The organism is Acidovorax sp. GW823-FHT01C06, from assembly GCF_058798375.1.
The window spans coordinates 353578-366587 of sequence record NZ_JBXAKN010000004.1 but is presented as its reverse complement, the minus strand read 5'-3'; the positions used below and the strand labels follow the sequence as shown (position 1 = coordinate 366587).

General features: G+C 69.4%; 13 protein-coding genes. 3 read left to right on the top strand and 10 right to left on the bottom strand.

Annotated elements, in window-relative coordinates:
* Positions 1-70: 70 nt before the first annotated feature.
* Positions 71-271, bottom strand: coding sequence for a hypothetical protein (locus AC1RCS_RS12130; RefSeq protein WP_218295992.1), 201 nt, complete (start codon positions 269-271; stop codon positions 71-73).
* A 290-nt stretch (positions 272-561) separates the two neighbouring features.
* Between AC1RCS_RS12130 and AC1RCS_RS12125 the strand changes: the two genes are divergently transcribed.
* Positions 562-1395, top strand: coding sequence for a hypothetical protein (locus AC1RCS_RS12125; protein WP_492244532.1), 834 nt, complete (start codon positions 562-564; stop codon positions 1393-1395).
* A gap of 52 nt (positions 1396-1447) precedes the next feature.
* On the opposite strand, the gene AC1RCS_RS12120 is transcribed toward AC1RCS_RS12125, so the two are convergent.
* A complete protein-coding gene (locus tag AC1RCS_RS12120; RefSeq protein ID WP_218295993.1) occupies positions 1448-1663 on the bottom strand; it encodes a hypothetical protein in 216 nt (71 codons plus the stop codon).
* A 331-nt stretch (positions 1664-1994) separates the two neighbouring features.
* The gene (locus AC1RCS_RS12115) at positions 1995-2885 is read right to left on the bottom strand and encodes an EamA family transporter (RefSeq protein ID WP_218295994.1); all 891 of its coding nucleotides are present in this window, start codon (positions 2883-2885) and stop codon (positions 1995-1997) included.
* Positions 2886-2973: 88 nt separating this feature from the next.
* Here AC1RCS_RS12115 and AC1RCS_RS12110 point away from each other — a divergent pair, with 88 nt between their 5' ends.
* Entirely contained in the window at positions 2974-3459 is a 486-nt protein-coding gene (locus AC1RCS_RS12110) for an Lrp/AsnC family transcriptional regulator (RefSeq protein ID WP_218339647.1), read from the top strand.
* A gap of 4 nt (positions 3460-3463) precedes the next feature.
* Here AC1RCS_RS12110 and AC1RCS_RS12105 read toward each other — a convergent pair whose 3' ends face one another.
* The 3 genes from AC1RCS_RS12105 to AC1RCS_RS12095 form a co-directional block, all read right to left on the bottom strand.
* On the bottom strand, positions 3464-4456 hold the full coding sequence (locus AC1RCS_RS12105) for a 2-dehydropantoate 2-reductase (RefSeq protein ID WP_492244533.1): 993 nt from the start codon (positions 4454-4456) through the stop codon (positions 3464-3466).
* A 197-nt stretch (positions 4457-4653) separates the two neighbouring features.
* Positions 4654-6039: an ATP-binding protein gene (locus tag AC1RCS_RS12100; protein ID WP_492244534.1), complete on the bottom strand. Its 1386-nt coding sequence runs from the start codon at positions 6037-6039 to the stop codon at positions 4654-4656.
* Positions 6036-6695, bottom strand: coding sequence for a response regulator transcription factor (locus tag AC1RCS_RS12095; protein WP_218295998.1), 660 nt, complete (start codon positions 6693-6695; stop codon positions 6036-6038). Before AC1RCS_RS12095 ends, AC1RCS_RS12100 begins: the two co-directional genes overlap by 4 nt.
* 187 nt (positions 6696-6882) lie before the next feature.
* On the opposite strand from AC1RCS_RS12095, the gene AC1RCS_RS12090 reads away from it, so the two are divergent.
* Positions 6883-7911 carry an ABC transporter substrate-binding protein gene (locus AC1RCS_RS12090; protein WP_218295999.1) on the top strand — a complete coding sequence of 343 codons (1029 nt, stop codon included), beginning with the start codon at positions 6883-6885 and terminating at the stop codon, positions 7909-7911.
* A gap of 51 nt (positions 7912-7962) precedes the next feature.
* Here the strand turns inward: AC1RCS_RS12090 and AC1RCS_RS12085 are convergent, their stop codons facing one another.
* From AC1RCS_RS12085 to AC1RCS_RS12070, 4 genes are all read right to left on the bottom strand, one after another.
* Complete coding sequence (locus AC1RCS_RS12085) at positions 7963-9486, bottom strand: DegQ family serine endoprotease (protein ID WP_218339650.1); 1524 nt, start codon at positions 9484-9486, stop codon at positions 7963-7965.
* Positions 9487-9690: 204 nt separating this feature from the next.
* Positions 9691-10680: a catalase family protein gene (locus tag AC1RCS_RS12080; RefSeq protein ID WP_492244535.1), complete on the bottom strand. Its 990-nt coding sequence runs from the start codon at positions 10678-10680 to the stop codon at positions 9691-9693.
* 76 nt (positions 10681-10756) lie between these two features.
* The gene (locus AC1RCS_RS12075) at positions 10757-11869 is read right to left on the bottom strand and encodes an aldose epimerase family protein (RefSeq protein ID WP_492244536.1); all 1113 of its coding nucleotides are present in this window, start codon (positions 11867-11869) and stop codon (positions 10757-10759) included.
* Positions 11870-11890: 21 nt separating this feature from the next.
* Positions 11891-12829: a DMT family transporter gene (locus tag AC1RCS_RS12070; protein WP_369643292.1), complete on the bottom strand. Its 939-nt coding sequence runs from the start codon at positions 12827-12829 to the stop codon at positions 11891-11893.
* Positions 12830-13010 lie beyond the last annotated feature (181 nt).

The window sequence follows — 13010 nt, the reverse complement described above, 5'->3', positions numbered from 1 at the left end:
CGTCAGGGCTGCGCAGGCGTGGTGGAGCCGGCCCCCTCGCTCAGGCGGAGCGCCAACGGCGGCCATCGGCTCACATCCTCGGCGGCTTGCCGACCGGGTCATCGTCCTCGTTCTCAACTTCGCCCTGGTAAGGATCTGGACCGGAGCCATCGGGCAGCTGCGGTGGTGGTGGCAGGGTCGGCGGTTCGGTGCTGGGCGGCAGATCGCCCGGGGGCAGAGGAAATTCCTCGGGGACTCGGTGGGCGGGGTGTTCGTTGGGGTCTGTGGCCATGGTGCGCTCCTTGGGCAGAAAGCCCATTGGGCGCCGTACCGTGGCCTGCTGCCGTAGGAGGCGGGCCACAAACCAAGCCCGCCAGAGGATGCACTCCGATGGGAGAGCCGTAGCTGAAAGCACCACGCGCCAGGCCGGATGCCGTGCTCGACCCGGCCCATCGCGCGCATTTGAACCCGGACACTCGCAACCAAGGCACGGCCCCAGGCGTGAAAGACGTCCGGGCGGGGGGCGATCTTGGACCACCGCGCCCTGCTTCCGGCCACGAAGGCGTCCTCTAAGATAGCCGCGTGTCCACACCGCCACCATCCCCTCCTCTGCCCGCCGCTTCCTTTTCAGAGCCTTCCGCCAGCGTGCTGGCGCAAGCGCTCGCGTTGCCCGTCTTCACATCGCCCTGGCACACGCCGCACTACCCTGATGGTGCCGTGGGCCCCTGGCGGATCAGGCGTGGCGGCGTCGGGCTGGACTGCGGCTACCACAGCGGCCCGTGTGTCGCCTCGGGTTCAGCCGTGTTGATGCGCGAGAACGGCAAGGGCGGGTGGGACACCTGGATGTCGCTCTCGCCCATGGAAATCGAAAGCCAGGAGCTGCCCTTGCGCCATGTCCGCGGCCACGTCGTCGTGATGGGGCTGGGCATGGGCTGGGTTGCGGCCAACATGGCGCTGCAGCCGGCGGTGGACCGCGTGACGGTGGTCGAGCGGGACCAGGACGTGCTGCAGCTGTTTGGCCTGTGCCGTGTGCTGGAGGGGCTGCCCGATGCCGCCGCGCGCAAGGTGGCACTGGTTCAGTCCGATGCGCTGCAATGGCAACCCCAGGGCGCGCCCGTCGATTTTCTGTATGCCGACATCTGGCTCGGGCTGGCCGAACCCCAGGCCCTGGCGGATGTGCAGCGCATGCAATCGAACGTGCACGCGCAGCAGGTGTACTTCTGGGGCCAGGAACTGGTGCTGGCAAAGATGGCCCGCAGCCAGGCAGAACCTGGAACCCCGCAGTGGGCCCCGGCAGTCGGGCACGCGGTGCGAGAGACGGGCTTGCCCTTGCTGGCGCACGCCGAGCCCGGCTATGCCGAACTGGTGGCGCGTGTGCTGCAGTGGCGCGAAGGCCGGGGTTCGGCCACCGGGTGACCGGCGGGCAGGCAGGCCCACCGCAGGCCACCCATCTCCTGGGGCGTGGTCGTCATTTGAGCCACTTGCGCCGGGCACGCGGCTGGACGGTGATGTCCACGGTCTGGTGCACGGCGGGTTTGCCGCTGGCGGTATCGGTTTCCACGACGTCTTCCAGGTCGATGTCCTTGACATCGGAATCGGTGGTTTCTTCGAGGTCTTCCAGGATGGCGCTGACCTTGCGTTCAGCCTCGTCGACTTCGGATTGGGGCAGCGGGGGAATGCGCATGGGCGACTCCTGTAGGGGCTGTGGTGGGTATATCGATCGGTGCAGCGTCCAGCGGACGGCCACCGCTCCTGCCCCCCGGCGCGGGGCCGCGCCCGGGCGGGCATCGGGGATGCCAGCGTGCCATCCCTCCATGGCTTCCACGGTAGAAAAGGCGGCGGCGCGATGACGTAGGCCACCGCGAGGTTCGGGTGTGGGAATCGCGGTAGCACAACCCAGGCATCGCCCCGCGCCGGGCCGCCATCGGGTGGGCAAGGGATCGGAGAGAGGGCCGCGCCTGCCAGATTGGAGCCTGTCCGCGACGGAACCGTCGCGGCGGGCAACGCCCGCCGTGTCAGGCCGGATGCGGCGCGGCGTGCCCCGGTGCGGCGGACCGCCCCGCCGTGAACGCGCTTCCCATCGACGCCGCCACGATGCAGCCGATGGCCAGCCATTGCAGCAGGCTCAGGTGCTCGTCCAGCAGGCCCACGGCCAGCACGGCGGCCACGGCGGGCTCCATGCTGATCATGATGCCGAAAGCCTCCTTGGGCAGGCGCTTGAGCGCCATCATCTCCAGCGAGATCGGAATGGCGCTGGAGACCGCCGCCACCGCCACCCCGATGAGCAGCAAGGCCGGCGACAGCAGCGCAGCGCCCGCATGCGCCACGCCTACCGGCACCACCACCAGCGCCGCCACCAGGAGGCCCAGCGATACCGAATGCCCCGCGTGCAGGTGCCCGGCGCGCTTGCCGAACACGATGTACAGAGCCCAGAACACGGCCGCGCCCAGGGCATACAGCACCCCCACCGGGTCCAGCGTGCTGCCGTTGAGCCCCAGCGGCAGCAGCATGCCCAGCCCGGCCATCGCCAGGGCCACCCACACGAAATCCACCGCGCGGCGCGACGACCAGATGGCCACCGCCAGGGGCCCCGAGAACTCGATGGCCACGGCCAGGCCAAACGGCAGCGTGCGCAGCGACATGTAGAACATCAGGTTCATCCCCCCGAGCGCCGCGCCATAGCAGGCAAGGGCTGCGGCATCCGCGCGCGACAGCCGCCAGCGCCACGGCCGCCACAGCAGCAGCACCAGCACGGCGGAAAAACCCACGCGCAAGGCGGTCGTGCCCTGCGCGCCCACGGCGGGAAACAGCAGCTGCTTGGCCCAGGACGTGCCAATGCCCAGGGCGGTGACGGAGCCCAGAACAGCCAGGAAGGGAAAGAATCGTTGAAAGCGCGACGCGGTCATGGGTAAAAATATAGTTCGACCCGTGCGTGCTTTTTTCTCTTATTTCGGGCCGTGCACGCAACTTTCGCTCGCTGCTTGAGAGGATTCCATGCCCACCCCGCCCCCGCTCGACCGCTTCGACCTCGCGATCCTGGACATCCTGCAGACCGACAACACCACGCCCCAGCGGGTGATTGCGCAGGCGGTGAACCTGTCGGCGCCCGCCGTGCAGCGGCGCATCCGGCGGCTGCACGACAGCGGCGTCATCCGCGCCAACGTGGCCGTGCTCGACCCGGTGAAAGTGGGCATGCCGCTGACCATCGTGCTGGAGGTGCACCTGGAGAACGAGCGCCCCGACCGCACCGCCCCGCTGCGCGCGCGCATCGCGGCCGAGGGCGCGGTGCAGCAGTGCTACAGCGTGACGGGGGAGGCCGACTACCTGCTGGTGGTCACCGTGGCGTCGATGGCGGACTACGAGGCCCTGACGCAGCGGCTGTTCGAGGGGGATGACAATGTGCGGCGCTTTCGCACCTCGGTGGCGCTGGGCAGCCTCAAGTCGGGACTGCGGGTGCCGCTGGACAAGGCGCTGGCCTGACTGGTCACAGCCCCAGCGCCTGCCGCATCTGCTTGCCGCTCAGCCGCTGGCGCGGGCCGCCGAGCAGTTCGCACATGCGCGCGTTGAGCGGTGCCTGTGCCCCATGCTGCGCCGCCAGCCGCACCACCGCGCCGCTGAGCGCATCGATCTCGGTCACGCGCCCGGCTTCCAGGTCGTCCCACATCGACGAGCGCGCCTTGGCGTCGATCTGCAGCATGCGTTTGGCCAGCCGGGTGAACAGCCAGTTGGGCAGGCGCAGCACATGGGGCAGCAGCGTGGGCGACACGGCGGTGACCTGGGCGGGGGTGATGCCCGCGCGCGCCATCACGCGCAGCGCCTCGGTCTGCAGGGCGGCGAAGACGCGGCGGCAGTCGCGGTCGAGCAGTTCCTGCCGCAAGGGTAGGTCCGACAGCGCATTGACCGGGTTGTTCAGGTTGAGCAGCAGCTTGCCCCACTGCACCGCGCGGATGTCGGCGGGCAGCACGGTGGCCAGGCCCGCCGCATCGAACACCGGCGCGATGCGCTCGGTGGCGGCGTCGCGCTGCAGCTGCAGATGCCCCGCGGTGGCGCGGTGCACCTGGGCGCCACGCAGCACCACGTTGTACGGCACCATGCCCGCCAGCACGTTCAGGCCGGGGGCCAGCGCCGCCACGCAGGCCACGTTGTCCACGCCGTTCTGCAGCGAGATGACGGGGGTGCCGGCCGCGCAGGCCGCCGCCAGTTCGCGCACGGCGGACTCGGTGGCGCCGCTCTTGACGCACAGCAGGATGATGCTGTCGGCACCGGGGGCGGCGTCGGCCAGCGTGGAGGCCAGCCGCAGCGCAGACACGGGCACGGTGCGGTCGAACCCGTCCAGGTCCGTCACCTTCAAGCCCTGCTGGGCGATGGGCTCCAGCGCATGCGGGCGCCCCACCAGGCAGACCGGCTGGCCGTGCGCTGCCAGGCGCCCCCCCACATAACAGCCAATGGCGCCTGCGCCGAGAACGATGAAGTGCATGCGGGTGCTTCCTTGGGCAATGGGAGACAGGGGCGCCACAGTGGGTGCGGCGCCTGCGCATTGTGCGGCGGCGCGCCCACGGGGCCTGGCGCAGAGGCGACGGTGTCTGCGGACACCTCCAGCCTTCAGATTTTGAGTGTTTTTGGCCTCCAGCGCTTATCCATCAAGCGCCAAAAGCTATTAAATTTGAAGCACCATCAGCCCATGGCGCCTGCGTCCAGGGGGGTTGCCGCCAGCAGACCTGCACCAAACCGCACGGTCACCAGCAAGCCGCCCAGGCGCGGCGAGGCCCCCAGTTGCACGGTGGCGCCATGGCCTTGCGCGATGGCCTGCACGATGGCCAGGCCCAGGCCGCTGCCGGGAGCGCCATCGGCGGTTTCGCGCACAAAACGCTGCATCACGCGCTCGCGGTGTTCGGGGGCGATGCCCAGGCCGCTGTCTTCCACCGTGAGCACGGCATGGCCATTGCCGGCGCGCACCTGCAGGTCCACCCGGCCGCCGGGCGGAGTGTATTTGATGGCGTTGTCGAGCAGGTTGCGCGCCAGCATGCGCAGGGCCTCGGCGTTGCCGGGCACGGTGGCGGCGTCGGAATCGAGCAGGCCCACATCCATGCCGCGCACCTGGGCGGCGGGGGCCACGTCGGCCAGGGCCAGCTGGGCCACGGCGCGCAGGTCCACGGGGTCGGTGGCGGCCGTTCCGGCCTCTTGCCGGGCGAGGGTGAGCAGTTGCTCCACCAGGCGCGTGGCACGGTCGATGCCGGCGGACAGGCGTTCGATGGCGGCGGCGCGCGCCACATCGTCGCCCGCGCGCTGCAGGCCCTGCAGCTGCAGGCGCAGCGCGGCCAGGGGCGAGCGCAGCTCGTGCGCCGCATCGGCCACAAAGTGCTGCTGGGCGGTGAAGGCGCGCTGCACGCGTTCGAACAGCAGGTTGAGTTCGCTCACCAGCGGCTGCACTTCGTCGGGCAGCTGCGCGTCGCTCACCGGCGAGAGGTCGTCGGCCTGCCGCTGGGCCAGCTGCCGGCGCACACGCTCCACCGGGGCCAGCGAGCGGCTCACGCCCCACCACACGGCCAGCACCAGCAGCGGCGCCATGATGGCCAGCGGCGCCAGCGTGCGCAGCGCCAGGCTGCGGGCCATGTCGCGCCGCGCGGCCATGTTCTGCGCCACCTGGATGACCTGCGAGCGCGTCTGCATCGAAAACACCCGGTAGGTGCCGCCGCGCGCCTGCACGTCGGTGAAGCCCAGCACGGCGATCTGCGGCAGGGCCGCGCCCACGGCCGATTCAAAGATGCGCAGGCCCTCGTTGGTCCACACCTGCACGATGAATTCGTGGTTCTCGTCCTCGGGGTCCAGGCCCGGCCCCAGGCCCTGCGCATCCACCGGCAGGCCCGAACGCAGGGCCAGCGCGGTCTGCTGCATGTGGTAATCGAACAGCGCATCGGCCTCGGCCAGCGCGCCCCGGTAGGCCAGCGCGCCCTGCACCGCCCCGGCCAGCACGATGGCCGCGAGCAGAAACACCAGCAGCCGCATGCGCAAGGATCGGGGAAGCAGCCCCTGGAGGGCCTGGGTGAGCTTGCGGGTCATGCCTTGGGTACGAGATAGCCGACGCCGCGCACGTTGAGCAGCACCTCCGCGCCGAGCTTCTTGCGCAGGCCGTGGATGTAGACCTCCACCGCGTTGCTGCTCACCTCGTCGCCCCAGCCGTAGAGCTTGTCTTCGAGCTGCTGGCGCGACAGCACCATGCCAGGCCGGGCGATGAGCGGCTCCAGCACCGCCCATTCGCGCGCCGAGAGCACGACGGGAACACCCTGCACCGTGGCCTCGCGCGTGGCGGGGTTGATGCACACGCCCTTGTGCTCGTACACCGGCTCGGCCCGCCCGGCGGCGCGGCGCAGCAGCGCGCGGATGCGGGCGAGCAGCTCGTCCAGGTCATAGGGCTTGAGCACGTAGTCGTCGGCCCCGGCGTCGAGCCCTTCGATGCGCTGCGCCACGGCGTCGCGCGCGGTGGCCACCAGCACGGGGGTGCGGTTCTTGCGGGCCCGCAGGTCGCGCAGCACGGCCAGGCCGTCGCGCTTGGGCAGGCCCAGGTCCAGCAGCACAAGGTCGTAGGGCTGGGTGCGCAAGGCGGTGTCGGCCGCATCACCGTCGCGCGCCCAGTCCACGGCGTAGTGCTCGGCGCGCAGCAGGTCCTGCACGGCTTCGCCGATCATGGGGTCGTCTTCAACAAGCAGGAGGCGCATGGCAATGGGTTCAATGGATCGAGGGGAATCGCCCCTCAAAGGATAGCGGTGGCGCCACGGCCCACCGCCATGCGGAGCATCCCGTTCGCCGCTTTTCTGTCACATCACTGTCACAATCATCGTGCGTCGGGCCCACTGCCCGACCCTCAGTTCGATCCATACCAACAGAGAACAAGGAGCAAGATCGATGGCATTCCACAAGATTCGGTTCATTTCCGCCGCGGCCGTGCTTGCCGCGCTGTCGGCAGGCGCCCAGGCACAGGGCGCGGTCAACGCGCTGTGCAGCACCGACGCCCCCTGGTGCGAAGCCGCCGCCAAGGAGTTCACCAGGAAGACCGGCATCAAGGTCAACCAGGCCCACAAAGGCACGGGCGAGATCGCGGCCCAATTGCGCGCCGAGGCCAACAACCCCAAGACCGACATCTGGTGGGGCGGCACGGGCGACCCTTTCCTGCAAGCGGCCGAGCAGGGCCTGCTGGCCGAATACCGCCCGGCCTACCTGCATGACCTGCACGGCTGGAGCGTGCGCCAGTACGCGATGTCGGGCCACCAGGTGGGGGGCTTCTACAGCTCGGCCATCGGCTTTGGCTACAACACCGAGACGCTCAAGAAGAAAAAGCTGCCCGAGCCGCAGTGCTGGGCCGATGTGATCAAGCCCCAGTACAAGGGCGAAGTGGAAATCTCGCACCCTGCCTCCAGCGGCACGGCCTACACGGTGATCGCGGGGCTGGTGCAGCTCATGGGCGAGGAGAAGGCCTTCGACTACCTCAAGGCGCTGCACAAGAACACCACCACCTACACTCGCAGCGGCCAGGCGCAGGCACCCAACGTGGCCAAGGGAGAGGTGGGCGTGGGCATTACCTTCATGTTCAACTTCGAGAAGTGGAAGGCCGACAAGTACCCGGTCAAGACCCAGGCGCCTTGCGAAGGCACCAGCTACGAGGTGGGCGGCATCGCGCTGGTGAAAGGCGCGCGCAACATGGAGAACGCCAAGAAATACTACGACTGGCTGATGAGCCCCGAAGGCCAGGCCGTGGGCGCCCAGGTCGGCAGCTACCAGGTGCCCGCCAACAAGAGCTTCAAGATGGACCCGCGCATCCCGACGCTGGACAACGTCAAGCTCATCAAATACGACTTCGAGAAATACGGCAAGGCCGCAGAGCGCAGGCGCCTGATCGACCGCTGGACCAAGGAAGTGGAGGCGCTGCCGCGTTGATGCGCGCAGCCCGCCGCAGGATCTTTTCCGACGGCGGGCCTCCCCCACGGCTTATCCCAGGCGCACCGGCACGAAGATCTTGTCGCCGTTGCGCTCGATGAGCAGCGCCACCGACTTGCCCGCCTTGGCCATGGCCGTGCGCACCTGCTCGATGTTCCGGGCCGGCGCGCCGTTGATGGCCAGCAGCACGTCGCCCGGCTGCACACCGGCCGCCGCGGCGGGGCCCCGCGCCTGTTCGATCACCAGGCCCTCGCTCACACCCACCTCGCGGCGCTCCTGCGGGTCCAGCGGGCGCAGCGACAGCCCCAGCTGGCCCTTGCCCACGGCATCGTCGTTGCGCGCCTGCTTGCTGGCCTTGTCGCTGGAATCACCCAGCGTGGCGGTCAGCTCCAGCGGCTTGCCCTGGCGCCACACCGAGAGCCTGGCCTGCTGGCCCGGCTGCGCCTGCCCCACCCAGGCGGGCAGGTCGCCCGAGGCCACGATGGGCTGGCCGTCCACCTGGCGGATCACGTCGCCGGCCTGCAGGCCCGCCTTGTCGGCCGGGCTGCCCTTGCTGACGCTGGCGACCAGGGCGCCCTCGGGCTTGTCGAGCGCGAACGATTCGGCAAACGCCTGGTTCACCTCCTGCACGGCCACACCGAGCTGCGCGTGGCGCACCTTGCCGGTGGCGACGATCTGGTCCTTGATCTTGGCCGCCAGCTCGATGGGGATGGAGAAGGACACGCCCTGGTAGCCGCCCGAGCGGCTGTAGATCTGCGAGTTGATGCCCACCACCTCGCCGCGCGCATTGAACAGCGGCCCGCCCGAGTTGCCGGGGTTCACGGCCACATCGGTCTGGATGAAGGGCACCAGGCTGTCGTCGGGCAGCGAGCGGCCCTTGGCGCTGACCACGCCCGCCGTCACGCTGTTCTCGAAGCCGAAGGGCGAGCCGATGGCCAGCACCCATTCGCCCACCTGCAGGTCGCGCGTGCTGCCCAGGCGCACGGTGGGCAGGTTCTTGGCGTCGATCCTGAGCACGGCCACGTCGGTCTTGGGATCGGAGCCCAGCACCTTGGCCCGGAACTCGCGCCGGTCGGTGAGCTTGACGATGACCTCGCTCGCGCCCTTGACCACATGGGCGTTGGTCAGCACCAGGCCGTCGGGGCTCACGATGAAGCCCGAGCCCTGGCCGTGCGTGGGCACGTTGGGCTGGCCCTGCGCACCCCCGCCGGGAAAACCGAACTGGCGGAAGAACTCGTAGAACGGATCGTTCGGGTCGATCTGCGGGCCCCGGCGCTGGCGCGCTGTGGGCTGCCCTTCGTCATCGTCCTCGTCGTCATTGGCCATCGCCGTCTTGGTGCTGCCCGTCACGCTGATGTTGACGACGGCAGGGCCGTTCTGCGCGGTGATCTGCGCGAAGCTGGGCAGCGCGCCGCCCGGGGCCGCCGGGGTCTGGGCCACGATGGGCGCGGAGGGGGTCAGGGCCCGGGCCTGGTGCCCCGTGATGAGGCCCGCGCCGGTGGCACCCACCGCGCCTGCGGCCACCAGGGCCAGGATGAGGCGGCGGGGGGTGGAGGTCAGCGTCGTGGTGTTCATGGTGTGGTGCCTTTCCCATCGGAGTTGCGATGGAGGGCAGTGTGGGCACCAACACTTAGACGAAACTTAGAGCCGGGAACGCGCCAGGCTCGGCGCGTCGAACGTTGCCGCCTGTTGTGGTGCTCCTCCTCGTGCTGCCTGCGACACGGCGCCCGGCCAGAACCGCTTCGGCGGGCTTTGCGAGCCGCTTCGGGGCGACCCAGGCTACACCGCCCCGCGCCCCTTCTGGCTCTCGAAGTACACCACCTTGCGGGCGCGCATCACGTCGCCCAGCGGCCGGTGCGCCGCCAGTGCCTGCCAGGGGTCGAACACGGCGGCCTCCACCTCGGCGGCCAGCGCGGGGTCGGCCGCAGGATCCTGCCGGGGCAGGGTCAGCCGGGCCACGGTGGTGTAGGGTGTGGGCCAGTCCACGCTGGCATCTTCGATGGGGGTGGTGGCCTCGTCCACGAAGGGCTGCAGTTGCAGGTCCCACACCAGGTCCTGCTGGCGCAGGCGGGCCGAAAACTCGGCGTTCCAATCGTCCTGCACCTGGGTGACCGGCGCGCCGTTGGAGGCATGGGGCAGCAGGCGCACACGCACCGCATAGGGCCCACACGCGATGGGCGCGGCACTGTGCACGGCATGGGCGGCAAAGCCCCCGAAGGGCCGGCCGAAGGTCTTGACCGTCTTGGCGATCTGCCTGGCGGCCCCCAGCAGCCCGTGGCGCTGCACCAGGAACTTGATCAGCGCGCCGCCGCCATGCGAGGCAGCCACCACAAAGTCCACGAACTCGCCGCTTCGGGGAAAGGCGAACTTCTCCTGGTTGATGAGCGTGAAGTCCTGGCTTTTGGCGGGCCCGTTGCCCAGGGCGGAATCGCCCTTCACCCCCAGCACGCTGAACGAAAAGCCCCGGATGTCGGGCTTGCGGTCGGAGGCCTTGTCCATGCCGCCATTGCTCAGCCGCACCCGCACGTCGTACTGTGCGGGCTGGGCAAACAGCCCGTGGGACGCAAACGCAGGCAGATCGCCCAGCACCTGCAGCTGGCCCCGCGCGGCGGTGAGCTGCTTGCGGTGCAGGCCACGGCCATTGCCGTACTTGTGCGACTTGCGCGCCTGTAGTTCGGCGAACTGGCGGGCATACCCGGCAAAGCGCCGGGCTTCGTCGGGCGCCACCACTTCTTTCCAGTCAGTGCTGGGTGCAACGGTTGTATCCATGAGCGACCTCGGTTGAAAGCCAGGTGGCATGGTAGCGCGACCTGCCGAAAATCGGGGCCCTCGCCGGCCACCGCGCTCAGAGGCCGCGAAACCGGTACACGATCGCGCCCCGCACCACCTCCCCGGGCGCCAACCAGCGCATGGGAAAGGCGGCGTGGTTGGGCGCATCGGGGTACTCCATGGGTTCCAGGCAGATACCGTCACCCGGCTGCCAGAGCCAGTTGCCCTGCTGCGCGCCACGGCCTCGGTCCCGCGCCGGGTCCGCCTTCAGGCCATGGCCCGCATAGACCTGCACGCCGGGCGCTGTGCTCCAGACCTCCATCGCACGGCGGCTGACGGGCTCGCTCAGCAGCGCGGCCAGCCGAAGGCCTGATGGGGTGATGGATGACACGGGCGGCGCACGGGATGCATCCGATTCCTCCAGCACCAGGTAGTGGTCCAGCCCGCCGGCCTGGGCCAGTTGTTCGCTGGGCGCCGCCACAGAGTCGCCCACATGGCGTGCCTCGCGAAAGTCGAATGGCGTGCCCAACACGCCGGCCAGCGCGCCCGTGGGGCACACGTCGGCGGCCAGCGGCACATAGCGGCTGGCGGGCACCTGCAGGGTGTGGCCGTGGGTACTGCCACGGCCCGCCAGGTTGAAGAACGCATGTCCGGTGAGGTTCAGCACGGTGGGTGCGTCCAGCGCCTCGGCCGTCCAGGCCATGTGCAGCGCGTTGTCGGCCGTGACCTGCAAGCGAAGCTGCAGGCGCACCATGCCCGGCACACCGTCGTCTTCGGTGCGAAAGGTGTGGCCCAGGGTGAGTGCATCGGCCTGCACCTCCTCCACCGCAAACACCTGGAAGCGGCTGCCCCGGGGACCGCCGTGGTGGTGGTGGGGACCGCTGTTGGTGGGCAATTGCAAAAGCGAACCATCCGGCAGGGTCAGCTTGCCTGCGCGCAAACGCCCCGCCCAGCGGCCGATGAGTGCGCCCATGGACAGCTGGCCGTCCAGGTAGCCCTGCAGGCTGTCGTAGCCCAGCGCCACATCGGCCAGGCCACCCTGCCCGTCGGGCACCGCCACCTGCACCAGGCGGGCGCCGTAGTTGCTCACGGCCACCTGCAGCCCGCCCGCGCCACGCAGGGTGAACAGGTCGGTGCGCTGACCGTGGAGCTCTTGTTGAAACGCTTCGCGGGAAAGGGAGTAAGCCATGGCCGCAAGTTTAGGGGGCCTCTATTTGGCGGCGGGTGGCGCGGCTGGCGCATCGCGCGTCACCAGCCAGATGCCCGCGCACACCAGCACCAGGGCCAGCAGGTTCTTCCACTCCCACAGCGCCTCGCCCAAAAACAGTGCCGACAGCGCCGCGCCAAAGATCGGCACGGTGAAGTTGAACACCGTGACCTGGCTCACGCGGTTGTGTTTGAGCAGGATGCTCCACAGCGAGAACGCGGCCGACGACAACAGCGCCAGGTACACCAGCAGCGCGGCCGAGCCCCAGGTGAAGCCCGAGAGCGAGCCCCCCAGGCCCCAGCCGAGGGCCAGCAGCGCGGCGCCACCCAGTCCCAGTTGCCAGCCTGTCATCACCACAGAGTCCATGCGCTGCGAGACCTGCTTGCCGTAGATGCTGGCGGCAGCCAGCACCAAGGCCGCGATCACCACGAAGCCTTCGCCCAGCAGCGTGAAGTCCATGTCCAGCGTACCGCGCCCCAGGTTGACCACCATGACGCCCGCGAATCCCACCACACAGCCCCAGAGCTTGGCGTGGCTCAGTCGGTCGTTGTGATAGACCCAGTGCGCCAGCAGCACGCTGAAGAACGTGCCCGTGGCATTCATGATCGAACCCTTGACCCCGGTGGTGTGCGCCAGCCCCACGTAGAAGAACACGTACTGCAGCGTGGTCTGCGCCAGGCCCAGCACCACCAGCTGTCGCCCTGCTGCCAAGCCCAGGCTCCAGACGGCCTTGCGCATGGCCACGGCCCAGGCCAGCAGGATCAGCCCCGCCCCCAGGAAGCGCCAACCGGCGAATACCAGCTGCGAGGGAATGTCGCTCCTGGCAATGCCAAACCAGGCGTAGCCGGTCTTGATGGCAGGGTACGAGCTGCCCCACAGCAGGCAGCACAGCAGCGCCAGCGCCACGACGACCTTGCGGTCGGAAAATCGGATGTGACCCATGTGAAATCGTGTCTCTCTAGTGAAACAGCCCGCGCTAAGACGGGCTGTTGAGGGGTGTTCAAGCGCTCAGGGACGCAGGCTGCAAGAACGACATTTCAATGATTCATTTACCTATGCCTCACCCCGCCGCATGCAACGGGCGCGGGCCAAGCCAGAGCTCCCGTGCAAGGGCCGCCCCGCC